We start from the raw sequence: 25,175 nt of genomic DNA on the forward strand, positions 1-25,175 counted from the left end.
GTCCATTTGGCACCGTAAGAGACTAGCATTCCCGTGAGCCTCATCCGTGCGAAATCGGCCGGATGACCGGTGCAATCAGGTTTGACGCCCGCACGGCCCGCTGCCGCAGCATTGCAAGCGCTTTCATTTCTGCTGTCATGAAGTATCGTGTTCGCATGACCCTCGAGAGTGCCGAAGACTTTACCGCGCCCGCAGATCAGCCCGGGACTACCGAGGTTGTCACCGCCACGGGCTCGGAATGGTGGCGCACAGCGGTTATCTACCAGATCTACCCGAGGTCGTTCGCGGACTCCACCGGTAACGGAATCGGCGACCTGCCGGGCATCACCAGCCGCCTTCACTCCCTTTCGGCGCTGGGCGTGGACGCCATCTGGCTGTCCCCCTTCTTCACCTCGCCGCAGAACGACGCAGGCTACGACGTCTCCGACTACTGCGACGTCGACCCGATGTTCGGCACCCTCGCCGACTTCGACACCCTCGTGAGCACCGCCCACGGCCTGGGCCTCAAGGTCATCGTCGACATGGTTCCGAACCACACCTCCGACCAGCACGCCTGGTTCAAGGAGGCGCTCGCGTCGCCGGAAGGTTCGCCGGAACGCGACCGCTACATGTTCCACGACGGCCAGGGGCCCAACGGCGACCTCGCCCCCAACAACTGGGAATCCGTCTTCGGCGGCCCGATGTGGCAGCGCACCACCAATGCCGACGGAACTCCGGGCCAGTGGTACCTGCACATCTTCGACGTCTCACAGCCCGACCTCAACTGGGAGAACCCGTGGGTGCGTGAGCAGTTCTTTGGCATCCTGCGCTTCTGGCTCGACCGTGGTGTCGATGGCTTCAGGGTGGATGTCGCGCACGGCATGATCAAGGAGGAAGGCCTCCCCGACTACACACCTCCCGTCGAAGGCGCGAGCATGGGCGGCACGGCCGCTGTAGGAACCGACGTCGTCCCCGCGATCGCGGAGGCCATCCAGGAGACGCCGTACTGGGGTCACTCCGGCGTACACGAGATCTGGCGCGGCTGGAACGCCGTGCTCGCCGAGTACGAGGGCGACCGCGTCATGGCTGCGGAAGCCTGGGTCGACCCCCTCGAGAAAATGGCGCTCTGGGTGCGCCCCGACGAGTTCAGCCAGGCCTTCAATTTCGGCTACATGTTCACCGAGTGGACAGCCCCGACCATGCGCAGCATCATCGACGAATCGATTGCCGCATTCTCCAGCGTCGGCGCACCGAGCACCTGGGTGCTGTCGAACCATGATGTGGTCAGGCACGCCACCCGGCTCGCGCTTCACGCCGACGTCCCGCAGGGTTCCGGCATCGGCCCTGACACCGAGGGAAAGCCAGACACCGAGGAGGGGCTGCGCCGGGCTCGCGCCGCGACATCCCTCATGCTCTCCCTCCCCGGCAGCGCATACCTCTACCAGGGCGAAGAGCTCGGCCTTCCCGAAGACATGGAACTTCCGGACGCCGCCCGCCAGGATCCCACCTGGTTCCGCACCGACCACGAGAAGTATGGTCGTGACGGATGCCGCGTGCCGATCCCCTGGGAGTCCGACAAGCCGTCATACGGCTTCGGTCCTGCGGCGAAGAGCTGGCTTCCTCAGCCCACAGACTGGGGCCCCTACTCCCGTGATGCCCAAGAGGGAGTGCCGGGCAGCACCCTCGAGCTGTACCGCACGGCTCTCACGCTGCGTGCCCAGCACGGGCTCGGCGCCGGCAGCATCGAGTGGCTCGACGGCTTCGGCCCCGAGGTTCTCGCCATGCGCAACGGGGCAGTCACGGTCATCGTGAACTTCGGCGAGGTCGCGGTCGAGTTGCCGCTCGACGAGATCCTGCTCTCCAGCGAAGAGATCGTCGGCGGCGCGCTCCCGGCAGATACCGCCGTCTGGTTGCGCAGCTAGGCGAACTGCCTAGTTGGACGCGTTGGCCGAAAGCCAGGCGTAAGGATCGACCGGAACGTCATCCACGTAGATCTCGAAGTGCAGGTGGGCGCCATACGAAATGCCGGTGTCGCCTACCTGTCCGAGGTAGTCACCGACCTTGATCTGCTGCCCCGCAACAATCGGGCTGGAGTCGAGGATCATGTGGGCGTAGTTGCTCTTCACGTCGATGCCACCGAGATTGTGCTGGATGACGACATGGTTGCCGTATCCCGAGGTGTCGTAGCCGGCTGACACCGCAACGCCGTCTGCGATCGCGTAGATGGGCGAACCTTCTCCCGGTACGAAGTCGACGCCCTTGTGGAACCCGCCGGACCGCGGGCCGAAGCCGTCGGTGATGGGGATCGCCGACGATAGCGGCCACCGCACCGCACCGCTCGTCAGCGTGTACGCGTAGTCGGCGCCCGAGAACTTCAGTGCCAGCACCTCGGCCGGCGACACGACGTCGAAATTGTCGCGCACAGGTGCACTCTCGATCGCGTCGGGCGAGACCCGCAGGGTTTGGCCAGCGATGACTCCCGGCGACACGATCGTGTTCGCGGCGGTAGCGATCGACGGTGTGGTGAGCACGTTGATGGGCAGGGACGACCCGACCAGCAGCGCACCGGCGATGATCAGAGCACCGAGCGAAACAAACGTGGAGCCGAGGCTCGACTTATGCCGGGGGCGGGCCGCCACTGTTCGAACGGCACGCCCTGCACGCTTCGACGCCCTGCGGTGGGCGAGGGTCTTCTTCGCCGCCGGCACTGCACGGCGGTGGATACTCGCGACTGCTTTAGCGGGAGGGTCGACGGGTGCGAGGGGAACCGCCTCGAAGAGTGAGTCGGGGTCGGGCAACGGCACCGGCTTTGCTGGAGCGGATGCCGCCAACGCCGCTTCCCGTGCGCGTGCTTCGCGACGCGTGAGCAGCGGCTGCTGCCCGTCGGTCGATTCGGCCACTAGTCGCGACCGATCCTGCGCCGCCGGGGCATCGAGGTCAGGGCGGAGTCCGGCCTGTCGCTCGGTGTCATGGCTCGCTCCTCAGGGATCACGGTTGCGCGCGGCGCAGAATGAATCTTCGGGTAATTGATCACGCACCCCATGGTGCGAAATGTAACGGGTAGGTAAACATTAGCCGTTACCCAGTGGTCGACGCGAACCCCCGAGCGGGTCACACGCCGAACGCCGTGATCGTGCTCTCAAGCTCGAGGGCGACGGCAGGATGTGCAGCCAGGATGAAGTCCCGGCTGGGCGCGTGTCCGTTGAGCCCTGTGACCGTCGCGCCGGCCTCGCGCGCGATGAGGGCGCCGGCCGCGTGGTCCCACGGGCTCAGGCTGCGCTCGAAGTAGGCATTGGTGCGGCCGGATGCCACGAAACAGAGGTCGAGCGACGCCGTACCCATCCGGCGGATGTCACGAACCCGCGACAGCAGCCCCGCGATGACGGCACCCTGCTCGCCCCTGGTCGCGGAGTCGTAGGAGAACCCGGTGGCCACGAGCGCCTGCGAGAGTTCCACCGACTCGGCGACGTGGATCGCCGCTCCACCGAGTTGTGCTCCCCCGCCGAGTGTGGCCGTGAAGAGTTCACCCGTCGCCGGGTTGATGACCGCGCCGGCGAGCGCCGACCACGTCAGGGGGTCGGGTTCACCCTCGACGACCGCGATGCTCACCGCGTAGTGCGGGATGCCGTACAGGTAGTTAACGGTTCCATCGATGGGGTCCACGATCCAGGTGAGGCCGCTCGAACCCACCTCGGCTCCGCTCTCCTCGCCGAAGAAGCCGTCGTCGGGACGGGCATCCGCGAGCAGGGAGCGGATGAGAGCCTCGGTCTCACGATCGGCTTCGGTGACGACATCCACCGGCGATGACTTCGTGGCAGCCACCTCGATGCCTTCCGCGCGACGCTTTTTCGCGAGTTCACCGGCCCTGAGGGCGATGGTGCTGGCGATGGTCAGGAGTTCGTCGTGGGGCACGGGTTAAGCCTAGGCGCGGGTCGCGACGGCCCGGCACAGCCCTAGGAGTCGAAACCGATGCCGAACTTATCAGCGATCTTGATCAACAGTCCGTCTTTGCCGCCATTGGCGTCGGACTTCGCGACCGCCCTGCGCATGAGCTGGATGGCCGGGTAGCGGGCCGGTTCCGGCGGGATCGGGAACGGATGCGCCTTTGCCCAGGTCAGTTCGGTGCGCTCCGTCTTCTCGCCGGCCAGCAGGTCGAGCATCGTCTCTGCCCCGAATCGTGTCGCCGCGACACCGAGGCCCGTGTAGCCAGCGCTGTAGGCCACCCGGCCTCCCCAGGCGAGCCCGTGGAACGCGACCAGCTGGGTGGACATGTCGATCATCCCGCCCCACTTGTGACTGAACCGGATGCCCGTCAGGGGCGGGAACGTGCTGTAGAAGTGGTCGGCCAGCAGCTCGAAGGTCTCGGCGCGCTGGTCGTAGTCCGCGCGGATCCTGCCACCGCGGTGGTAGATCGCGTCGAATCCGCCGAACAGGATGCGGTCGTCTGCGGTGCGGCGGTAGTAGTGGAACTCCCTCGACGAATCGTTGATGCCGTGCCGCGCGACCCATCCGATGCTCTCCAGCTGCTCGCGGCTGAGCGGCTCGGTCATGATCGCGTAGTCGTAGATCGGCATGGTCAGCAGCCGGGTTCTGGCCAGGAGCGACGGGAAGCCGTTGGTCGCGAGCGCCACCTTCGGTGCTCGGACCGTTCCCCGCAAGGTCGTTACGACGACGAGTTCGCCGTCGTGCGACAGCGACCTGACCGGGCTCTTCTCGAAGATCCGCACGCCCAGTTCGAGACAGACCCGCCTGAGTTCCCAGACCAGTTTGGCCGGATGCACGAAGCCGAAGCCCGCGGTCTCCGACACCGCCGCCCGGTACAGCGGAGACTTCACGGGGATGTCGTCGCCCTCGTAGAAGGTCGCGTCGGGACCTGCGGCCGCCGTCTCGCGCAGGCCGTCGACCTGGTGTGGTTCTGTCGCCACGAGAAGCACACCGGTCTCCTCGAACTCCACGTCCATCGAGTAGTGCTCGATCGTGGCCTTCAGCCCGGCGAAGTTCTCCAGCGACAGTCGGTCGAGCACGTCCACCTCATTGGGGAAGTGCCGCTGCCCGTTCTCGGGCCCGTGGGTGAGGCTCGATTCACAGAACCCGCCGTTGCGACCGCTCGCGGCCCAGCCCAGCTCGGCTGCCTCGACCACCACGACGTCTCGCTGCGGATCCCGCTCCTTGGCGATGAGGGCAGTCCACAGCCCGCAATAGCCGCCGCCGACCACGACCAGGTCTGCGGTGCCGGTGCCCGCCAGCGCGGGCAGAGGTTCCGGGCGATCGGGGGTGTCGAGCCAGAACGGGGTGGTGCTGGCATCCTGAAGCGCGTTCCGGAGCAGCGAGACAGGATGCTTCAGCTGCTGCGAATAGGCGGTGGGCGGGATGCTCATGGGGTTCCGATGTTCAGGCGATATAGATCTTGCGGATGGTCTCGGTAACGGTCCAGCGAGTCGCTGTACCCGCAGCAAACCGCGCGACCACACCGGGCGCTAGCCGGAGCACGACTCCTGACTCCATGAACTCGACAGTCGCGCTTCCCGACAGCACGACGAAGACCTCGTCGACTTCCACGTCGGTCGACGTTCCGGGACTGTGCTCCCAGATTCCGATCTCCGTCTCGCCGGCCACGAGCTCGAGCTCTCCCGCCGACGGCGACCCCGAGGAGATCTGGGCGGACGGCAGAGGCTCCGTGGTGACAGGCGCGGTGAGCGCATCGATCGCGAAGCCAGGCCGAAGCAGATCCGTCATGATGCGACCCTACCGAAAGCCTCGGCGGCTACAGCCGCGCAATCCGCGCGCGCACGAAGCAGTAAACGCCGTAGGCCACGAATCCGAGGCCGATGAGGATAAGGATGACCTGGCCGAGCGGCAACTCGGCGAGGGCTTTGAGCGACCCGTCGAGGCCAGCGGCCTGGCTGGGGTCGGCGGTGGCGGCCGCGATCGACAGCAGCACACCGGTAAACGCGAGCGCCACGCCCTTCGCAACATATCCGGCAATACCCAGCGCAACGACCGCCCGACCTGCCGTGCCGCCGGGCAGCGCGATATCGTCGATGAAGCGACGCTTCGCACCCTTGAACACGAAGTACCCGCCGATGCCGATCACCACGAGCGCCAGGGCCCACAGCACGATGACTCCGCCCGGTGCCGCGAGAAGAGAAGCGCTCAGGCTGTCGACCTGGCTCTCGCCATCACTGGAGCCACCGCTCGCGAACGTCACGGCCGTGCCGCCGACGGCGAGGTAGGCGATTCCTTTTCCGAGACCGGTGACCAGTTCCTTGGCCTTCTCTTTCTTGTCCTGGCTCGGGAACAGAAGGGCGCTGACGATCAGCCAGACACCCAGCGCGATAAGACCGACGGCCGTCACCCAGAGGATGACCGTTCCAGCCGGGTTGCCGGACAACTGCCCCAGGGCTCCGGACTGGTCAGCGCTGCCCCCGCCACCCGTCGCCACCCCGATCGCGATCAGGCCGATGATCACGTGCATCAGGCCGTTGACGGCGAAACCGAGCCTGGCCAGATTCGTGAAGACCTTTGAATCCCGGGCCCCTCGGGCTGTGCTCTCGACTGATGCGCTCATGGTTGCACCGTCCCTTCCCGTTCGCTGTCGACTGAAGACTGTCCAGATTCACGTAACCACACAAACTCGTGCGGCGTAAGGATCAGCCCACGCGCGAGGTCGATTGCGGCACCGGTAACGAGGTCGGTGCACTGTGCCTCGACGGCGGCGAAGCGGGCGGAATCCACCGTCGCGACTGTGTCGGCGAAGTTCGCGAATACGAGCACCCGGCTGCCGTCGGCCGCGAACCGCTGGTATCCGAGCACCGAGGGATGCCACGTGTCGAAGATCTCGAGCGCGCCCGCCGCGAACTCCGGTGTCTGCCTGCGCACGCGAATCAACGACTGCAGCCCGGCGAAGAGTTTTCCTGCGGTCGTGCGGGGGTCGTCTCGCTCTGCGTAGGCCTGGGACGGATACGGCGGTCGGCCCGCCCACCGGCTGTCACCGGCCTTGCCCGGATCGTCGATATAGCCGTAGTCGTTGAGCTGGCCGACCTCGTCGCCGAGATAGAGCAGCGGAATGCCGCCGGTGCTGAGCACGATGGAGTGCGCGAGCAGCACACGGCCGACGCCTTCGGGATCTCTCGCCTCAATCCCTGCGAGCGATGCTGTCGTCCCGGATACCCGGGCATCTCCCGTCCTCGGGTTCTCCTGGAACGGCACGCCGCGTGCGAAGCTGCCGGGAAACCGATCGACGTAGAAGGCGTTGAGGAAGCGCCGGTGCTCGAATCCGTCGATCCCCAGCTCGGCGGCATCCTCATCGGCGAAGGTCCAGCCGATGTCGTCGTGGCTGCGTACGTAGTTGACCCAGCTCGTGCCCGCTGGCAGCTCGTTGCGACCCGCGAGCGCCTGGCGGAGCAGTGCGACATCGCGCGTGGCGAGCGAACTCCAGATCAGGGCCATCTGAAGCGGGTTGTAACTGAGCTGGCATTCCTCGGGATCGATGTACTCGATGACCTCGTCAGGGTGCACTATCGCTTCGGACTTGAAGAGCAGGGATGGTGCCCCGATCGCGCACGCTGCATTGAATGCCTGAAGGAGCATATGTGCCTCGGGGAGGCTCTCGCAGGCCGTGCCGAGCTGCTTCCAGATGAAGGCAACGGCATCCATTCTCAAGATCTCGATGCCCTGGTTGGCGAGGAACAGCATCTCTCCGAGCATCGCCCGGAACACGGCGGGGTTGGTGTAGTTGAGGTCCCACTGGAAGCTGTGGAACGTGGCCCACACCCACCTGCCGTCGGGCAGCGGCACGAACGATCCAGGGTGGTCGTCGGGAAAGACCTCGCGGGTGGTCAGTTCGAAGGCGTCAGGCATCGTGCGATCGGGGAAGATCCAGTAATAGTCCTCGAAACCGGGTTCCTGGTCACGCGCGCGGACGGCCCAGTCGTGCTCGTCCGAGGTGTGGTTGAAGATGAAGTCGACGACGAGGGAGATTCCCGCAGTTCGAAGCTCCCTGCTGAGGGCGGCGAGCTCGGCCATGGTTCCGAGGTCGGCGCGCACGTCGCGATAGCTGGAGACGGCGTATCCGCCATCTGAATTTCCCGCCGGTGCCCGGAAGAGCGGCATGAGGTGCAGGTACGTGAGGCCCAGTTCCTGGAAATACGGGATGCGATCCCTCAGCCCGGCGAGGTCGCTGGCGTAGAGGTCGACATAGCAGACGGCCCCCAGCATGCGCTCGGAACGGAACCACCCGGGGTCGGCCGTGCGGGAGACATCGAGCGCCTTCAGGTCGTCAGGGCGCTCGGTGAACGACCGCAGCAGGTCGTCGGCGACACCGGAGAGGATGCCGCGAGCCGCGGCCCCGTCACCGTACAGTCGCTCGAACAGCAGCTCCAGTCGGGGGAAGTGCTGCTCGAAGGCCCGGTCGAATGTGGACCGTTCGGACGCTGTCAGGGCCACAGAAGTCGTCTCCTCGCATCGTTGGCAAGCTGCCGCGTTCATATTCTCGCGCATCAGCTGCGTCCCGCGGCGCCAGAAAGATGTGGGCTCGTCGCGCAACACACACGGGAGCTCCGGAGGCAATGGGTGCCGAGATCCCCCCACGCGCAATATTGTGATGAACGGATAGTGCGAGGCGCCTCCAGCGCAGGATGGAATCACAGTGTCGAACGCCGCCCCGCCTCGCCCGACATCGCCCTCGTTCCGCGAGAAGTTCATCGTGGAGGTGCGCGGTGTCTCAGCGTCGACGAAACGCGCGTCCTATCGTTGGGCCCTGACTCTCGCGATCGTGGGACTGGTCGGCTTCGTCAGCCTTCTCACGATCGTGGTGACCCAGGGCGAGGTCGCCCCTATCGATGAACCATTCCTCGAGTGGCTCCTGAGTACGCACTCCGAGGTGCTGACGGCAGTGATGATCTGGCTGGCCATCATCTTCGGGCCCGTGGCGGTGCCGATAGCTGTTCTCATCGTGGCCATCGGCTGGAGCATCCGGTCCAAGCACATCTGGCGCCCCCTGCTCTTCACCATGGGCATGACTGCAGGGCTGCTCGTGGTGCAGGTTGTCACCCGTGTGGTCGGCAGGGAACGACCCCCGCTGGATCAGATGCTGTTCGGTGCAGACCTGACTCCGTCTTTCCCCTCAGGGCACGTAGCCGGCGCCGCCGACTTCATGTTGCTCATCGCCTACCTGGTCTTCTCACGCCGTGCTCGACCCAAGACCGCAGCGCTGTCGTTCACTATCGCGGGCGTGCTGATCATCGTGGCGGGAGTGAGCCGAATCTACCTCGGGTACCACTGGCCTTCCGACGCGCTGGCCTCGGTATTCCTGTCGCTGACAGTACTTGGCGGAGTGATCGGTCTCGACACCTACCGCACGATGCGAGTGAAGCCTTAAAATCGCGCAATCCCCCGATGAATTTTCGATGAAAGGACGCTCGAATGTCTCAGGCAACCGATGCCAGGAAGATACCGAAGGAGTCGTACGAAAAGGAGTTGAGTCGGCTCCAGGCCGAGCTCGTCACCATGCAGCGATGGGTCTCAGAAACCGGCGCGAGGATTCTCGTGATCTTCGAGGGTCGCGACGCTGCCGGGAAGGGTGGATCCATCAAGCGGGTGATGCAGTACCTGAACCCCCGCTCGGCCCGTGTGGTTGCGCTTCCCCAGCCCAACGAGTGGGAGAAGGGCCAGTGGTACTTCCAGCGATACATCGAGAAGCTTCCCACTACCGGCGAGATCGTGCTCATGGACCGTTCCTGGTACAACCGCGCCGGCGTCGAAAAGGTCATGGATTTCTGCACACCGGAGCAGTACGAGCAGTTTCTCCAGCAGGCTCCCCTCGTGGAACGGCTGCTCGTGGACGATGGCATCATCCTCGTCAAATACTGGTTCTCGGTCTCAGACCAGGAGCAGGAGAAGCGCTTCAAGTCACGCAAGAAAGACCCGCTGCGCCGGTGGAAACTGTCTGACACGGATGTGGCATCCATCACCAGATGGGCCGACTACTCACGGGCGAAAGACGAGATGTTCGATCGCACCGACACCGATCACGCGCCGTGGTGGACCATCGAGAGCGACGACAAGCGCGCGGCTCGCATCAATACGATCAGGCACCTGCTGTCGCAGGTGCCGTATGAACAGCTCGCTCCGCAGAAGGTGAAGATCCCGGCCAGGCCCACCGATGACGAGTACGCACGTCCAGCAAAAGAGAGCCACCGATACGTTCCGGATCATGCGTCGACGTTGAAATAGCCGAAGCCTCGGGCGGCATGCTCGACGGCAGCAACTCCACTCTCGACATGTTCATGGTGTCCACATACACTGGGCGGAGACTGTCGGCGAGGAGCATCCATGGCAACACCAGGCGAAGCGTCAGCACTACCGTCTGCCGCTATCGAGCCACCGCCCGGCGGGTCGAAGACGTTCGCCCAGGTGCTCGTCAACACCGCGGTCGCGAACGTGACGACGAGCTTCCTCTGGTTCGCGCTCACGTTCTGGGTCTACCTCGAGACGCGCTCGGTGCTCGCGACCGGCATCATCGGCGGTGCATACATGCTGCTCGTCGCCGTGTTCTCGATGGCGTTCGGCACCATTGTCGACCGCCATCGAAAACACGCGGTGATGGTGGTTGCCGGGCTCGTGACGCTCATCGCCTTCTCGATCAGCGGCGGCCTCTTCCTCGTATTCCCCGAGGCCATGCTGCTCGACTTCAGCGCCCCGATGTTCTGGCTGTTCAGCGGCATCATCCTGTTCGGGGCGGTCATCGAAAACATGCGCAACATCGCGCTGTCGACCACCGTCACCCTGCTGATCCCGACCGAACGTCACGCCAACGCGAACGGTCTCGTCGGCACCGTGCAGGGGCTCGCGTTCCTGGTGACGAGCGTCTTCAGCGGCCTGTCGATCGGGCTGCTCGGCATGGGCTGGACTCTCGTGATCGCCATCGCGCTCTCGGCTGCCGCACTCGCACACCTGCTGTTCCTGCGCATCCCGGAGGAACGGCCAGCCCACGATGGCGAGCGTCGTCCCCTCGTCGACCTCCGCGGGAGCGTCACGGCAGTTCGCGCCGCAACCGGGCTGTTCGCCCTCATCATCTTCTCCACGTTCAATAACCTGATAGGCGGCGTCTACATCGCTCTGATGGATCCGTACGGACTCGAACTGTTCCCCGTCGAGCTGTGGGGAATCGTGCTCGGGGTGAGCTCGACCGGCTTCATCATCGGGGGCCTCGCCGTCGCCAGGTTCGGGCTCGGGCGCAACCCGATCCGCACGATGCTGCTGCTCGTCATGCTCATGGGTGTGCTCGGTGCGCTGTTCACCATCCGCGAGTGGTGGTGGCTGTATGCCGCGGGAATCTGGGTGTACATGGCGCTGATCCCCGCGGTCGAGGCATCGGAGCAGACCGTCATCCAGAAGATCGTGCCGTTCACGACCCAGGGGCGGGTCTTCGGGTTCGCTGCGGCGTTCGAATCCGCCGCGGCACCCATCACCGCATTCCTCATCGCCCCGATCGCGGAGTTCCTGATCATCCCGTACATGAACTCCGACCCGGGGCGGGCGAGCCTCGGCTGGCTCCTGGGTGACGGGCAGGCTCGGGGGATCGCGCTCGTGTTCCTCGTTGCGGGCATCCTGATGACGATCGCGGCCGCTGCCGCGTTCCTGACGAAGTCGTACCGCCGCATCTCTGCGCAGTACCTGAATGCCGCCGAAGTCGTGGCATCAGACGACGCAGAGTCAGACCCATCCACCGTGCCAGAAATGACTGAGCGCCACTCGAACTAGGGCCGGGAATTCTCAGCCCGGATGCGCCTCGCGAGCGCACCCCACACCATGAGCGCGAGCCCGGAGCCGAGCAGCATCTCCCCGATGTCGTCGCTGATCCAGTGCACGTTGAGGTACGTGCGGCTGAGCGCCATCGCGATGGAGAGCACCACGGCCAGCACCGTGAACCAGCGCCACCTGAGAATCAGGGCGAGCACCACGAGCACGGCGACCAGGTTCGCGACATGCCCTGAGGGGTAGGCGCTGAGTGACACCGGGATCAGCTGATCATCGGGGCGTGGACGCTCCAGCGCCGATTTGATTGCGGCCACGAGCGGGGCGCTCAGTATCCCGCACAGCAGAACGGCGACCGCGGCCCACCCTTGACCGCGGATCCGGAACAGGATCGCTGCCGCCACCGGCAGCACGACGCCCACGACGACCTGTGCCCCCGCGTCGTTGAGGAAGCGAGAGACCGCCAGGATCCACGGCGACAGGGTGCGGTTGCTGACGTCGAACCACGCCACATCCAGCGGAAGCGGACCGTTGCCGAGAAGGGCGATGACTCCGCCGCCACCGATGCAGGCGAGGACGGCGAGGAGCCCTACGGCGAAGGCGATCCGGGGGTTGCGAGCCCGGCGGGGGTCAGGCGCGGACTCGGTCATCGCACGATCCTACGCTCGGCCGGGAGGAGCACAGATGAGGGATCCGACTTCGAATTCTGATGCAGCATCGAAGGGGGTGACGTAGGAGTAACCAGCATTGTCGACTGATGATGACGTATCGAAGCCGAGGTCGAGGGAGACCACGCTGACACGGTTGTAGGTCTTTGCGAGAGATGACAGCCCGCGGCTGCGGCTGTGTTTCTGCTCACTCTGTGTCGTCAGTTCTGAAACCTTCCATGACCGGATCAGGATGTGGAATTCGCGAAAGTCGCGAGGAGCTCCCCGATCTGGTGATTGCGGTCGAGGGGATGCCTCAAGGGCATGTCGGGCTTGAGTCGGTAGAGGTTGCGCCGCCCCTCCCGCTCGCGTTCGAGGTATCCAGCGTCCTCGAGTTCGGCGACGATGCGTTGGGCCGCACGCTCAGTGATGCCCACGAGCGTCGCCACCTCGCGCAGACGCACGTTGGGGTTCTCCGCCACGCACAGCAGGACATGAGCGTGGTTGGTGAGAAACGTCCACTGGGCCATTTCCCCATTGTGCACTAGCGACGTCAGATGCGGCTGATTCTTTTCACGACATCTATAGTGTGCTATACATTTCGTGTATTAGGTTTCTTGCTTCGAAGGACGTGTAATGAGTGAGCTCATATTGGCGCTGATGCTCGCCCTGCCCTGGGCGACCGTGGTAATCGCGGCGAGCCTCGGCCAGAGGAGCTTCTCTCCGAACCTCGTTGCCCGGGTTGCCGCCGGGTTGACGGGCGCTGGCTTCGTGCTCGCTACCGGTGCTGCGATATCCGTTGGGAGAACCGGGCCGATGAATGTCGAGTTGGGCACGTCGAGCGTGCAACTCGACCCGCTCTCGGTCGTGCTATCGATGCTCGTGCTCGGCTTGAGCGCCGTGATCCAGTCGTTCGCGGTGCGCTACCTGCGTGGGGACCGTCGGCAGCGCTGGTTCGTGGTCTCGGCGACCGCGTTGACGGCCGCCACCGTGCTGCTTGTGTGCGCGGCCTCTGTTGTGGTGTTCGCCGTTGCGTGGGTGACGGCTGGGGCCGCCCTCGTCGCGGCACTGGCGACCTACCCGGAATTGGCACAGGCGCGGGAGGGAGTCCGTCGCACAGCTCTGCGATTCGCGATCGCGGATGCGGGTCTGCTCGTGGCGGTCGGGGTCCTCGTTGTCGCCGGAGGAGGGGACCAGCCCTTGAGCGAGCTCGGGTCGATCGCCCGCTCGCTTGCGGAGCCGCTTGGTCCGACGGTGGCGGTCCTGCTTGTCATCGCGGCGCTGGCCCACTCGAGCCAGCTTCCTTTCCACGGGTGGCTGCCGTTCACCCTCGCAGCGCCGACCCCGGTTTCCGCCCTCATGCACGCAGGGGTCGTCAACGCCGGGGCAATCCTGCTGGTGCGATTCTCACCCGTCATTTCTGCGTACGAATGGCTCATGATCGCGATCATGCTGATCGGCGCCGCGACTCTGGTCTGGGCATCCGCAGCCCGACTCGTGCGCCCGGACGTGAAGGGCCGGCTCGTCTACTCGACCATGGCGCAGATGGGTTTCATGATCATGGCCTGCGGCCTCGGCGCCTACGCCGCGGCGATCTTCCACCTCATCGCGCACTCGTTGTTCAAGTCTTCCCTGTTCCTCGGGGCTGGGCTCGGCGTGCGACGCTATCTCGCCGACGCGAACCGGCCCGCCGGGAAACCCGCGAACGGAGCACAACGAGTGCTCGCCGTGCTCCTCGCCATCGTGGTCCCAGTGGCAAGCGTGGTTGTCGCCGAGGCGCTGCTCGCCTCGTCGATCTCCCCGGCCAGCCTCGCCCTGCTCGCATTCGTCACCGCAACCGGTGTGATCACACTGGCCGCGGCCCTGATCGGCCGCTTCACCCTCCGCACGCTTCTGATCGGCAGCGTCGGAATTTTCTCGCTGATCTTCGCATACGTCGGATTCCTCGACGCTTTCTCCGTGGCGCTCAGTCCCGTTGCCGCGTCGGCTCCAGCGCCAGCCTGGCTCGTCACCATCCCGGCAGCGGCGCTACTCACCCTCGATCTGCTCGCTCGCGGTCGGATGACGTCCTGGCTGGGCGACCGGGTCTACGCCCGAGCCCTCACTGCTACAACACCCCGGTTGTCCCCCACGAAAGGTCTACCCCGATGAGTCTCGTTCTCCGCGCCCAGGTCGCCGCTGCCGCTCAGGACATCGTGCCCGCGTGGCCGCTGGACTCATTCATCGCCGTGAACCCTCTCGCGGGGGGCGAGGGCCGAGCGTTCGGATCAAGTAGGGATCCCCACGTGCTGGTCGCCCGCTCGAGCGCCGACTTCACTACCGATTTCCATCGGGGACGCATCCCGATAGAAGCACTGCAACGAACGCTCGTCACGAGGTTTCCGGTGCTCGGGCACACCATGCGGGTCGGGGGAACGTCGCTGCACGCATCCTCCATCGCGGCGCTGGACATGATCGAGCACCCGGTCGTCGCGCCGGCCTCTGCACCCGCCGAGGACACCGCGCTCGACAACTGCCTGTCTACATGGATTGCCGCCTACCTGAACCCCGACGGGCTGTGGGTCATGCCCCATCGCGAGAACGGCTTCTACGCTGCCTGGCGTCGGCTCGCCGTGGTCGACCCCGCCACGCCCCGGGCAGTGCGTCGCCGGATTACGGGCGCTCCCGAGGGCGTGGATGCCGCACTCGAGAAGGCGGTGAGCGGGGTCGCAACCGGCGAGCTGCGCGACTACCTTCGCGCCCAACTCGCCCCGCTCCCGGGGTGGGTGGCACACATCAAGTGGCGTGCTGAGAAGGTCGGTGACATCGACCTGACGAATTACCTCGCAGTCCGGCTCACCCTCGCTGGCGCGCTCGGGGTCGTTCCAGCCTCCCTGGAGCCTGCTCCGGTGGCGCCCGTCGACACCACGTGGGAGCGAGCTGCCCGCATCGCGGGATTGCTCACCGAGCACGACGCCGCGCCGGCGGACGTCGCAGCCGTCGCGCGGGTGCTGGCCGAGCATCCATCAACCGAGCATCCGCTCACCTGGCAGGCGGCCTATGAAGACGCCTATCGCGCAGACATGTTGAGTGGGCTGTGCTCGAGCACCGAGCCGACCGAGCGCCCTGGCGTGCAGGTGGTGCTGTGCATCGACCCGCGGTCGGAGGGCCTTCGACGGCATCTCGAGCGCTTCCGGGGGGTGGAGACCCTGGGGTTCGCCGGGTTCTTCGGGGTGCCGATCCGATTCTCGCGTTATGCCGCGCAAGGCGCAATCAATGCATTACCGGCGCTGCTCACTCCTCGCCACCGGGTCACCGAGCATCCCCTCGATGACGCCGTTGCCAAGAGCAGCGTCGCTTCCGCACGCCTGCGCGGTGCGCTCGGCCATGCGTTGCATGTCGCGGACTCCACGAGCACAAGCCCATTCGCGTTCGCCGAGACTGCCGGTTGGTTCTCGGGAGCGATAACAGCTCTGCGCACCCTCGTTCCTTCTGTCTATGCCCGCTTGGAGCGTGCTTTCTCGCCCGATCCCGATGACCTTCCCACCCGGATGCTCATGAGCGAAAGCTTCACCCTCGACGAGCGGGCGGCGATGGCGGCGACCGCGCTGCGGATGATGGGGCTGACACGGCTCGCCCCGCTCGTTGTGCTCACCGGACACGGCTCCCACTCCATCAATAATCTCTACCAGTCGGCGCTGGACTGCGGCGCCTGCGGCGGCAACCCGGGCGGAGCCAACGCCCGGGCAGCGTCAGCCCTGTTCAACGACCCCGAGGTGCGAACCGTCCTGGCGGGCAGCGGCCTCGCGATCCCAGACGACACCGTATTCGTCGCGGCCGAGCACGACACCGTGCGCGACACCGTCACCGTGCTCGACCGACACGACATCCCCACGTCGCACCTCGACCGAGTCCTGGAGTTCGAGAACTTCCAGGCGGAGGCGGGACAACGGCTCGTAGCTGAACGCGCCCGCGACCTCCCCGGCGCGCGCACACGACGCACAGTGGCGCATGTTCGGCGACGGGCCGACGACTGGGCCGAGGTGTACCCCGAGCTGGGCCTGGCCGGTAACGCTGCGATGATCATCGGTCCGCGGGAGTTGACCCGGGACGTTGACCTCGGTCGACGCGTCTTCCTGCATTCTTATCGCACCGAGAGCGACCCCGACGGCTCGGCGCTGGAGACGATCATGACGGCACCCCTGATCGTGGCGCAGTGGATCAACCACCAGTACTACTTCTCCGCGCTCAACCCGAGCATCCTTGGCGCTGGAACCAAGACGATCCACAACGCGGTCGGCACGCTCGGCGTACTGGCGGGCCACCGCGGCGATCTGCGCCGCGGGCTGCCTTGGCAGTCAGTCGGATTCGGCCGCGAGTTGATTCACGAACCCATGCGCCTCAGTGTTGTGATCGAGGCGCCCCTCGAGCGGATCGGCCGCATCGTTTCGGGCAACCAGGTGCTGCGGAACCTGCTCGACAACGAGTGGATCTCCCTTACAGCCCGCAACCAGATCCACCACACATGGCATCGATACACCAGCAATGGATGGACACCCGCAACCCCTGCTACCGCCCGCCAGAATAAGGAGACCCTCACATGAACAACCTCACCCGCATGACCCGCATCGAGATCGTCGTGCCCGCCCGCGACGCGCCAGCGATCCGGGAACTGATCAGCTCCGCCGGCGCCACCGGCTACACCTCAGTGTCAGGGGTGTCCGGGATCGGCCATCACGGGCAGCACTCCGGGTCGCTGCTGTTCAACGAGTACGACACCCTGACGATGCTCATTACCGTGCTGCCTGAGGGCAAGGCGGGCGAGCTCATCGATGCGGTGCGTGAACTGCTCAACAGCTCCAGTGGCGTGATGTTCGTCGCCGACACCTATGTGTCGAGACCCGAGTACTTTCAATGACCACAGCTCGCTCTGCCTATAGGGGAGAGACCATCGTGTTCGCGACGATGCATCACAAGGAGGCGCTCGCCACTCCGGCGTTCGCCGACCGGCTCGGCGCTGACGTGATCGCACCCGACCAGCTCGACACCGACCAGTTCGGCACATTCGCCGGAGACATCCCCCGCATCCTGAGCCCGCTCGCCGCTGCCACAGTGAAAGCGCGGCTGGGGATGCACGTCACCGGACGGTCTCTCGGAATGGCGTCGGAAGGCAGCTTCGTCCCGACCCTCATCGGCCAGCGCAACACCGAGATCCTGCTGTTCATCGACGAGCTTCGCGGGCTCCGGATCATCGAACAATCCAGCGAACTCTCACCCCTCCCTTCGGGCCGAACCGTGCGCAACGTAGGGGACGCGATCCACTACGCGGAGACCATTCACTTTCCCGAACAAGGACTGACCCTGCAGGCCCGGTCCGACGATGCTGTGCTCACCCACAAAGACATTACGTCGCCGGACAGGCTCGCCGACCTTGTCGCGGGCGGTCTTCGCGCGGGCATGAGGCTCACCCTCATGCCCGACCATCGCGCTCACCAATCCCCCGCCCGCGCCCGCCACATCCAAGCCCTCTGCGACCGCATGGCGGACCGCCTTGCCACCACATGCCCGACCTGCCGCACTCCCGGCTACGGACTCGTAGACACCGAGGCGGGTCTCCTGTGCTCGCTCTGCGAGAACCCCACCGCCGCTATCGTCGCCGACATCCTCGGATGTGGTGCCTGCGACCATCAGCACCGTCTCCCACGTCCCGAAAAGCACGCGAACCCAGCGACGTGCGATCACTGCAATCCTTAGCCCGACTCGGCCATCCCCGCCGACCGTGAGCAGGGTGCTTCGCAAGGCAGATTCCCAGTCTGCGATCTGCGGATCCCAGTATTCTCGGTGTCATCAAGGGGAGTACTCCACTACGGTCGGCTCGTCACTACGGATGCTTGGTGCATCCCGGGTCACCGGTTCTCGTTCCCGAGAATGGAGAAGACCTTGGCGTGGTTTTGACGCCAGGACTGGAGCCCCCACATGAACGTGTCCCCGCTCATATGGATCATCACGATCGCCGTGACGATCGCCTTCTTCATCGTCGAATTCTTCGCCCATGTGCGAACGCCACACGAGCCGTCGATTCGGGAGTCCGCGTGGTGGTCTGCGTTCTATATCGGCCTTGCTCTGCTCTTCGGGGTCGGTATAGGCATGATCTCTGGATGGACGTTTGGCGGCGAGTACTTTGCCGGATACCTGACCGAGAAAGCTCTTTCGGTCGACAACCTCTTCGTTTTTCTCCTCGTCATGACGGCATTCGCCGTCCCGCGTGCATTTCAACAGAAGGTCCTGCTGATCGGCATCGCTATCGCATTGGTCATGCGAGGCATCTTTATCGCCGTAGGCGCAACTCTCATCGCGAACTTCTCCTGGATCTTTTACGTCTTCGGCGCGCTGCTATTGCTGCTGGCGTACCGCCAGGCCTTCACACATGGCGAGACCGACCCTGCCAACGGTCGCTTCATGCGTTTCGTGAGGCGTCATCTGCCGGTGACCGACGAGTACCACGGCGACAAGCTCACGATCCTCAAAAACGGCCGCCGGTTCGTGACGCCGATGCTGCTCGTTCTTGTCACAATCGGCTTCGTCGACCTCATTTTCGCGGTCGACTCGATTCCTGCGATCTTCGGCCTGACAGACGAGGCGTACATTGTCTTCACCGCTAACGCGTTCGCCCTCATGGGCTTGCGTCAGCTGTACTTCCTCATCGGCGGACTCCTCCAGCGCCTCATCTACCTGGCCCAGGGACTCGCGGTGATTCTTGCCTTCATCGGCGTCAAGCTGGTGCTCCATGCGCTCAAAGTCAATGAAGTCCCGTACATCAACGGCGGCCAATCGGTCCCATGGGCGTTCGACATCCCGATCTGGTTTTCGCTTCTCTTTATCGGCACCACGATCGCGGTTGCGACTATCGCAAGTCTCATCAAGACCAGGAACGTGCCGGTCACGCTCGATAAGACCACCACGTCTCACGGGCCGAGTGGCAAGTAGGCACCGCGGCTCCTGCGATCATGACGGTGATGAAAGGTCATGGTCGGCTTCGTCTGGGGCCGATGCGAATAGAGAAACTGGGCGGGAACGAGCCAGATATTTCCCTCCCCACGCGTGCTGTGTCGGTGCCTACAACACGAGAGCCCCCTGTTCAGCAAGGACCGTAACCCCATAGGCCCCCAGTGAATGCTTCTGGGGCGCGTCGGCCCCGTGCCCGGTATGAACTTCAAAGGACTGTTCGCGATCTGTGTGGTTGATGATGAAGCGCCGCCCGCCGCGCACGGCAACCTCAACCCCCGCCGGAGCGACAACCCCTGATTCCTCGACCTTTCCATCTGATAGAACCTGCTCGATGATTGCTTTCCGCGAACGATCGTCGGGCTCCGTTGCGACATACCAACTTGCACCAGCACCCCAGGATTTTCGCGTCACCGCCGGGCACCCCTGAAGCGGACCACCAGTGAAGTGCGCCATCACCTCGGCGTCGTGGCTGATCAATCGCTCGGCCCACACCGTTCCCACTCCTCTTCCCAGGGGGCCATTCATCTGCACCTCGTGACGGTGGGGCTGAGGAAAGAACTCGTCGATACGCACGCCCAGAGTGGTCGCGAGCGAACCGAGATAGCCGCCCGGCGTGAGCTGCCCGGATTCGTCAGTGATTGCAGTTTGGAAGGTGACCAGCAATGTACCGCCGGACTCGCCGAACGCCGCAAGCGTTTCGATGGAGGAGGCCGCCGCCGCGAAGAGCGACGGCACGATCACGACTTTGTATGCCGCGAGATCGGAGGCAGGGTTCACGAAGTCAACGGCCACCCCCGCTTCGTAAAGGGGTCGATACCAGCCCCGCACGAGCTCCAGATAGGACAATGTGGCAGGCAGCCCTGGCTGTTCGATGCTCCACCAGGTGTCCCAGTCGAACATGATTGCCGTCGATGCCGGGCTGATCCTGTCGCCGGATGCGGGCATATCGACCAATTCACGACCGAGCTGAGTAATGGAGCGCCAGCTTGCGGTATCGGTGCCCGTGTGAGGAAGCATGGCGGAGTGGAAGCGTTCTCCCCCTCTCACGGATTGGCGCCATTGGAAGAAGAGAACTCCGTCGGCACCACGAGCGATGGCCTGATAGGACCATGCCCGCATCATGCCCTCTGGTTTCGCGGCATTCACATCACGCCAGTTAACGGCGCTTGCTGCTTGCTCCATGAGAATCCATGGCTTTCCCGAGCCGAGAGAACGCATCAGGTCACGACTCATCGCCGCAATCATCGGCGAATCCGGGTCGGCCGGATCGGGGTAGGAATCATCAGAGATGACATCGATCTCGGCCGCCCACTTCCAATAGTCGACCGGCTTGAAAAAGCCCATGAAGTTTGTGGTGAGTGGCACGCCGGGGCTGATGGCGCGGACTGCCTGCGCCTCCGACCTGAAGCACTCGAGAAGTTCATCGGAGCTGAATCGATCGAAGTCGAGAACCTGGCCGGGGTTCTTGAAATAGGGCGCCGCGCTGGGCGTGTGGATCTCTTCGAACGAGCCATATCGCTGTGACCAGAACGCGGTTCCCCACGCTTCGTTGAGGTGATCCACTGTCGCGTATTTGATCGCCAACCATTGCCGGAAGGCCACAGCTGAGACATCGCAGTAGCAATGACTGAGATGACATCCGTACTCATTGTTGATGTGCCACATTTCCAGCGCCGGATGCCCGGCGTACCGCTGGGCGATCTCGCTGGCGAGTCGAGTCGCGAGCCGGCGAAACACCGGGGAACTTGGGCAGTATTGCTGCCTGCTGCCGGCCTGGAGACGCACACCCTGTTCCGTCATCGGCAGCACCTCGGGGTAGTTGTGCGTCAGCCACGGCGGAGGGGATGCTGTCGCAGTCGCAAGGTCGACGCGAATGCCCGCAGCGTGAAGCTTGTCGAGAATCCTGTCGAGCCATTCGAACGTGAAGTTACCTTCACTGGGCTCGAGCATGGACCACGAGAACACCCCTACGGTGACCATAGAGACGTGCGCCTCGGCCATCAGCCGAATGTCGTCATCCCAGACAGACTCATCCCACTGCTCGGGGTTGTAGTCCCCACCAAACCAGATCACGTTTCCTACTCCTTTGTGCTTCCTGCTGCGAGCCCTGACTGCCAATACCGTTGCAGAAAGAGGAACGCGACGATGAGGGGGACGATCGAAATGAATGACCCCGTGATGACCGTGGAGAATACAGCGGTCGCGCCCCCACCGCCGGAACTCTGCGCCTGCAGCTGAGCCAGCCCGACCGTGAGGGGATACAACGACGACGACGACAGCATGATCAGGGGCAGGAAGTAGTTGTTCCACACACCGACGAGCGCAAAGAGGAAGACAGTGACCATGCCCGGTGCCATCAACCGGACGCCGACGGAAAGGAAGATGCGTGTTTCTGATGCGCCATCGATTCTGGCCGCTTCAATCAGGCTGTCAGGCACGGAGTCGGCCGCATAAACCCTCATCAGGTAGACCCCGAACGGGCTCACGAGCGAGGGGAGGATGATTGCCCACGGTGTGTTGGTGACGCCGGCGCCCGCGAAGAGAAGGTACGTCGGCAGGGCCAAAGCGGTGGCGGGAATCATGATCGCGCCGAGAACGATGCTGAAGATGATATTGCGCCCGGGGAACTCAAATTTTGCGAACGCGTATCCTGCGGCCGTCGCCAGAGCAGTTGCGCCGACAGCGCTCACCCCGGCGTAGGCGATGGTGTTGAAGGTCCATTGGAAGAACGCGCCATTCTTGTAGGCGAATACATCGGCGATGTTCGAGAACAGGTTGAAGCCGTTGCCGAAGGCGAACCCGAAGGTGCTGAAAAGATCCGCGTTGGACTTGGTCGACGCGATCGCCAGCCAGGCGATCGGCAACAGGAAATAGGCGACACCAATCCACACCGCGACCGTGAGAGGGATGCTTCTGCGGTCGCGAGCAATGTTGCGCTTGGCACGATTCGGCGCGAAAAGTGAGGTCATGAGGCCCTCCTTGAGGCGCGCTGGCTCGTCAGTTGCACCACGTAAGAAATCACCATGATGAATATCCCCAAGAGAAAAGCGACCGCGGCGGCGTAGTTCGCATCCTGATACACGAATGCCAACGTGTACGCGTATTGATTGGGTGTGTAGGCGCTACCGATGACGTTGGGTGCGATCTTGGCCAACAGGCTCGGCTCATTGAACAGTTGAAATGTGCCTATAACGGAGAAGATCAGGGTCAGGATGATCGCGGGTCGGATTGCGGGAATTTTGATGCTCCATGCGATCCGAATGGGTCCTGCGCCATCGATCTCTGCCGCTTCGTAGAGCTCGATGGGGATCGCGCGCAGTGCGGCGTACATGATGATCATGTTGTATCCCACGAATTCCCAGGTGACGATGTTCATCATCGATTGCAGCATCCACTGCGACGACAGAAGATCCGGGGTGGGGAGGCCGACGGCCCGAAACATCTGGGCTATGGGCCCGAAGTCGCGTCCGTACAGGTAGCCCCACATCAGAGTGGCGACAACGCCAGGTACGGCGAAAGGAACGAAGATCGCGAGTCGGGAGAACCGGCTTCCGCGCAGCTTTCCGCTGTCGATGGCGAGAGCGAAAAACAGCGCAAGCCCGAGCATAATCGGCACCTGAACGGCCAGGAAAATCAGCATTCGTCCGATTCCGCTCAGAAACTGCGGGTCGGTTAGGGCTTTGACGAAGTTGTCGAGGCCAGAGAACACCTCACCGCCGATGAGTTTCGACTGAAAGAGGCTGAGGAACCCGGAATACCCGAGGGGCACGATCAGCATGGCGATGAACACGAGCAAGAACGGCGTAATGAGCGCGTAGGCAGTGATCACCAACTTGCGGCGGTTGTGCCCTTTGCGGCGGAGGGCGGTGCCAGACATCGTCGTCATGACGGATCTTTCTTCTCAGGCGAGGTGGAGCAGGGAGATGGGAGGACCGGCACTGGCCGGCCCTCCCGGGCGTTGTTACGGCGTTACTTCACTGTGAAGCCTTGCTCCGTGGCGTATTTCACGATGGAATCCTGCCAGGCATCGAGGCCAGCAGCCAGGTCACCCTTCTCCGATATCGCCTTGCCGATCGTGTCGTTGAAGCTCGACGCGACGTAATCGTGGAACGGGAGCCAGGCGAAGTTGGTGTCGACGGTCGCTGAAATGTCGGCGAAGGTCTGGTTGACGGTCTGGCCACCGTAGAACTCGGACTCCTGGTCGGCAAAAGCCGGGGACTCGAGCACAGCGGTGCGCACGGGGAAGAGGAACTGCTCGGTCGCGAGCTGCTCAGTCGCTGTCTCATCCGTGTTCAACCACTTGGCGAGCTCCGCTGCGACAATCGGGTGCTCGGACGTCTTCAGCACAGCAGACGAGGATCCACCCCAGTTGCCCGAGGAAGGGTTCGCCGCGTCCCACTGAGGGAGCGGCGCTGCACGCCACAGCCCTGAGGTGTCAGCAGCGGTCCCCTGCAGGAACAGCGGCCCCCAGGCGGCGGTCAGCCACCCGGCATACGTGCCGTTGGCGAGGCCCTGGTACCACCCGTCGGTGAAGTCGGGATCCACCGATACGAGGTCGCGGTCGATGAGATCCTGCCAATAAGCGGCGACCTCCTGGCTCTTGGCGTTGTTGACGTCGACAGACACGGTCTCGGCGCCGTCATAGGAGAACGGCGCAGCTCCTGCCTGCCACAGCAGGCCGAGGAACGCACCTGACTCATTCGGGGCCAGGTTGGAGATGTATGAACCGGTAGAGGACTTCACTGCTTCAGCCGCGGTCGCGTAGTCCTCCCACGTTGCCGGAGCCTCGGTGATGCCGGCCTTAGTGAGAAGGTCTTCCCGGTAGAGGTTGCCGAGGGGGCCGGCATCCTGCGGAATCGCGTAAACGGAATCTCCGTTGGACACCTGAGCCCACACCCACGGGGTGAACTGGTCCTCGACGTCTGCAGCACCGTAGGCGCTGAGATCCAGAAGGCTGTCGGTGAGCACGAACGACGAAACGTACTGGTACTCCAGTTGCATCACGTCGGGTGCGCCGGTGCCCGCCTCGAGGGCCGTGCGCACCTTGGTGTAGTGGTCACCACCCTGTCCGACGTTCTCGAGCGTTACGGTGATCTCGGGATAGGCCTCCTCAAACAGGGCGATCTGCTTTTCGAGACCTGGCACCCACGACCACATGGTGATAGTCGTCGGTGTTGCCATGGCCTCGTCGAATTCTGAGGTGGACGGAGCGCTGGATGCTGTGCACCCGGTGAGGGCGAGGGCTGCTGCAGCTGCGACGGCACCCAGCTTCATTGCTGTGTTCGTTTTCTGACGCATCGTAGTTCTTTCTCTGGAATGGATGTTGTTGATGAGTGTGGACTGCTTTGGATGTGACGTGTCGAACACGATGGTTGTCGCATTCGACACACGTGCCGGGTGTGCAAGATTCTTTCGCTAGATGTTTCCGGCAACATGCTTAGTGTTACCGGAAACATTAGCGAAGTCAAGAGGATATTCGGAGCGCTCCCTCGCATCCCTGAAGAGCCCAGGAATGCCCGGCTGGAAGCTGGATCGTCGGAACCGAAACGGCTGTAGTGATCGCCCTGTTGTGTGCATCAGACCGCATGCCGCAACACATCCGGCAGCTGCACAGGACCTTGTTGAACGAAACTCGTCAGAGCGCTGCCGGCGCCGAGGGCTTACTCACCATTCACCGCACTAGTTCCCCTGAGACGCTCCGACTGAGTACTGGGCTGCTGCGGATATCTCGGACAGTGGGCCCTCTTAAAATGAGGGTTCACTGAAAGTAGAGAACCGCATGACCGCACCACGCCGGAAATTTAC

21 protein-coding genes are annotated in these 25,175 nt (G+C 64.0%); 9 read left to right on the forward strand and 12 right to left on the reverse strand.

Annotated elements, in window-relative coordinates:
• The first annotated feature begins 155 nt into the window (after positions 1 to 155).
• The gene (locus IWX81_RS12135) at positions 156 to 1,901 is read left to right on the forward strand and encodes a glycoside hydrolase family 13 protein (protein ID WP_199281568.1); all 1,746 of its coding nucleotides are present in this window, start codon (positions 156 to 158) and stop codon (positions 1,899 to 1,901) included.
• Between the two features lie 9 nt (positions 1,902 to 1,910).
• On the opposite strand, the gene IWX81_RS12140 is transcribed toward IWX81_RS12135, so the two are convergent.
• From IWX81_RS12140 to IWX81_RS12165, 6 genes are all read right to left on the reverse strand, one after another.
• Positions 1,911 to 2,879: a M23 family metallopeptidase gene (locus IWX81_RS12140; RefSeq protein WP_199281569.1), complete on the reverse strand. Its 969-nt coding sequence runs from the start codon at positions 2,877 to 2,879 to the stop codon at positions 1,911 to 1,913.
• Between the two features lie 211 nt (positions 2,880 to 3,090).
• Complete coding sequence (locus IWX81_RS12145) at positions 3,091 to 3,891, reverse strand: inositol monophosphatase family protein (RefSeq protein ID WP_199281570.1); 801 nt, start codon at positions 3,889 to 3,891, stop codon at positions 3,091 to 3,093.
• Between the two features lie 41 nt (positions 3,892 to 3,932).
• Positions 3,933 to 5,357 carry an NAD(P)/FAD-dependent oxidoreductase gene (locus IWX81_RS12150; protein WP_199281571.1) on the reverse strand — a complete coding sequence of 475 codons (1,425 nt, stop codon included), beginning with the start codon at positions 5,355 to 5,357 and terminating at the stop codon, positions 3,933 to 3,935.
• Between the two features lie 13 nt (positions 5,358 to 5,370).
• Positions 5,371 to 5,715, reverse strand: a complete 345-nt coding sequence (locus IWX81_RS12155) for a cupin domain-containing protein (protein ID WP_199281572.1) — start codon at positions 5,713 to 5,715, stop codon at positions 5,371 to 5,373.
• 28 nt (positions 5,716 to 5,743) lie between these two features.
• A complete protein-coding gene (locus IWX81_RS12160) occupies positions 5,744 to 6,547 on the reverse strand; it encodes a DUF1206 domain-containing protein (protein WP_199281573.1) in 804 nt (267 codons plus the stop codon).
• On the reverse strand, positions 6,544 to 8,478 hold the full coding sequence (locus tag IWX81_RS12165; RefSeq protein WP_442977749.1) for an amylosucrase: 1,935 nt from the start codon (positions 8,476 to 8,478) through the stop codon (positions 6,544 to 6,546). The genes IWX81_RS12160 and IWX81_RS12165 overlap by 4 nt, the downstream gene beginning before the upstream one ends.
• A 148-nt stretch (positions 8,479 to 8,626) precedes the next feature.
• Here IWX81_RS12165 and IWX81_RS12170 point away from each other — a divergent pair, with 148 nt between their 5' ends.
• The 3 genes from IWX81_RS12170 (at position 8,627) to IWX81_RS12180 (ending at position 11,742) form a co-directional block, all read left to right on the forward strand.
• Positions 8,627 to 9,358 (forward strand): phosphatase PAP2 family protein, encoded by a 732-nt coding sequence (locus tag IWX81_RS12170; protein WP_334594064.1) that lies wholly within the window; start codon positions 8,627 to 8,629, stop codon positions 9,356 to 9,358.
• Between the two features lie 44 nt (positions 9,359 to 9,402).
• Positions 9,403 to 10,212 carry a polyphosphate kinase 2 gene (gene ppk2 / locus IWX81_RS12175; RefSeq protein ID WP_199281575.1) on the forward strand — a complete coding sequence of 270 codons (810 nt, stop codon included), beginning with the start codon at positions 9,403 to 9,405 and terminating at the stop codon, positions 10,210 to 10,212.
• 99 nt (positions 10,213 to 10,311) lie between these two features.
• Positions 10,312 to 11,742, forward strand: coding sequence for an MFS transporter (locus tag IWX81_RS12180; RefSeq protein WP_199281576.1), 1,431 nt, complete (start codon positions 10,312 to 10,314; stop codon positions 11,740 to 11,742).
• Here the strand turns inward: IWX81_RS12180 and IWX81_RS12185 are convergent.
• Both IWX81_RS12185 and IWX81_RS12190 read right to left on the reverse strand, forming a co-directional pair.
• Positions 11,739 to 12,386 (reverse strand): phosphatase PAP2 family protein, encoded by a 648-nt coding sequence (locus IWX81_RS12185; protein ID WP_199281577.1) that lies wholly within the window; start codon positions 12,384 to 12,386, stop codon positions 11,739 to 11,741. The genes IWX81_RS12180 and IWX81_RS12185 overlap by 4 nt on opposite strands.
• A gap of 245 nt (positions 12,387 to 12,631) precedes the next feature.
• The gene (locus IWX81_RS12190; protein WP_199281578.1) at positions 12,632 to 12,913 is read right to left on the reverse strand and encodes a helix-turn-helix transcriptional regulator; all 282 of its coding nucleotides are present in this window, start codon (positions 12,911 to 12,913) and stop codon (positions 12,632 to 12,634) included.
• A 106-nt stretch (positions 12,914 to 13,019) separates the two neighbouring features.
• Between IWX81_RS12190 and IWX81_RS12195 the strand changes: the two genes are divergently transcribed.
• The 5 genes from IWX81_RS12195 (at position 13,020) to IWX81_RS12215 (ending at position 19,349) form a co-directional block, all read left to right on the forward strand.
• Positions 13,020 to 14,534 (forward strand): proton-conducting transporter transmembrane domain-containing protein, encoded by a 1,515-nt coding sequence (locus tag IWX81_RS12195; RefSeq protein WP_199281579.1) that lies wholly within the window; start codon positions 13,020 to 13,022, stop codon positions 14,532 to 14,534.
• A complete protein-coding gene (locus IWX81_RS12200; RefSeq protein WP_199281580.1) occupies positions 14,531 to 16,966 on the forward strand; it encodes a DUF2309 domain-containing protein in 2,436 nt (811 codons plus the stop codon). The genes IWX81_RS12195 and IWX81_RS12200 overlap by 4 nt, the downstream gene beginning before the upstream one ends.
• Positions 16,963 to 17,280 carry a P-II family nitrogen regulator gene (locus IWX81_RS12205; protein WP_199281581.1) on the forward strand — a complete coding sequence of 106 codons (318 nt, stop codon included), beginning with the start codon at positions 16,963 to 16,965 and terminating at the stop codon, positions 17,278 to 17,280. The genes IWX81_RS12200 and IWX81_RS12205 overlap by 4 nt, the downstream gene beginning before the upstream one ends.
• Positions 17,277 to 18,116 carry a DUF6671 family protein gene (locus IWX81_RS12210; protein ID WP_199281582.1) on the forward strand — a complete coding sequence of 280 codons (840 nt, stop codon included), beginning with the start codon at positions 17,277 to 17,279 and terminating at the stop codon, positions 18,114 to 18,116. Before IWX81_RS12205 ends, IWX81_RS12210 begins: the two co-directional genes overlap by 4 nt.
• Before the next feature lie 222 nt (positions 18,117 to 18,338).
• Positions 18,339 to 19,349 carry a TerC family protein gene (locus IWX81_RS12215; RefSeq protein ID WP_199281583.1) on the forward strand — a complete coding sequence of 337 codons (1,011 nt, stop codon included), beginning with the start codon at positions 18,339 to 18,341 and terminating at the stop codon, positions 19,347 to 19,349.
• Positions 19,350 to 19,478: 129 nt separating this feature from the next.
• On the opposite strand, the gene IWX81_RS12220 is transcribed toward IWX81_RS12215, so the two are convergent.
• The 4 genes from IWX81_RS12220 to IWX81_RS12235 form a co-directional block, all read right to left on the reverse strand.
• A complete protein-coding gene (locus IWX81_RS12220) occupies positions 19,479 to 21,443 on the reverse strand; it encodes a beta-galactosidase (RefSeq protein ID WP_334594070.1) in 1,965 nt (654 codons plus the stop codon).
• A gap of 5 nt (positions 21,444 to 21,448) precedes the next feature.
• Complete coding sequence (locus IWX81_RS12225) at positions 21,449 to 22,339, reverse strand: carbohydrate ABC transporter permease (RefSeq protein WP_199281584.1); 891 nt, start codon at positions 22,337 to 22,339, stop codon at positions 21,449 to 21,451.
• Entirely contained in the window at positions 22,336 to 23,256 is a 921-nt protein-coding gene (locus tag IWX81_RS12230) for a carbohydrate ABC transporter permease (protein ID WP_199281585.1), read from the reverse strand. Before IWX81_RS12230 ends, IWX81_RS12225 begins: the two co-directional genes overlap by 4 nt.
• 83 nt (positions 23,257 to 23,339) lie before the next feature.
• Positions 23,340 to 24,644: an ABC transporter substrate-binding protein gene (locus IWX81_RS12235; RefSeq protein ID WP_199281586.1), complete on the reverse strand. Its 1,305-nt coding sequence runs from the start codon at positions 24,642 to 24,644 to the stop codon at positions 23,340 to 23,342.
• Positions 24,645 to 25,175 lie beyond the last annotated feature (531 nt).

This window comes from Salinibacterium sp. CAN_S4, from assembly GCF_015752305.1.
Taxonomy (GTDB): Bacteria; Actinomycetota; Actinomycetes; order Actinomycetales; family Microbacteriaceae; genus Rhodoglobus.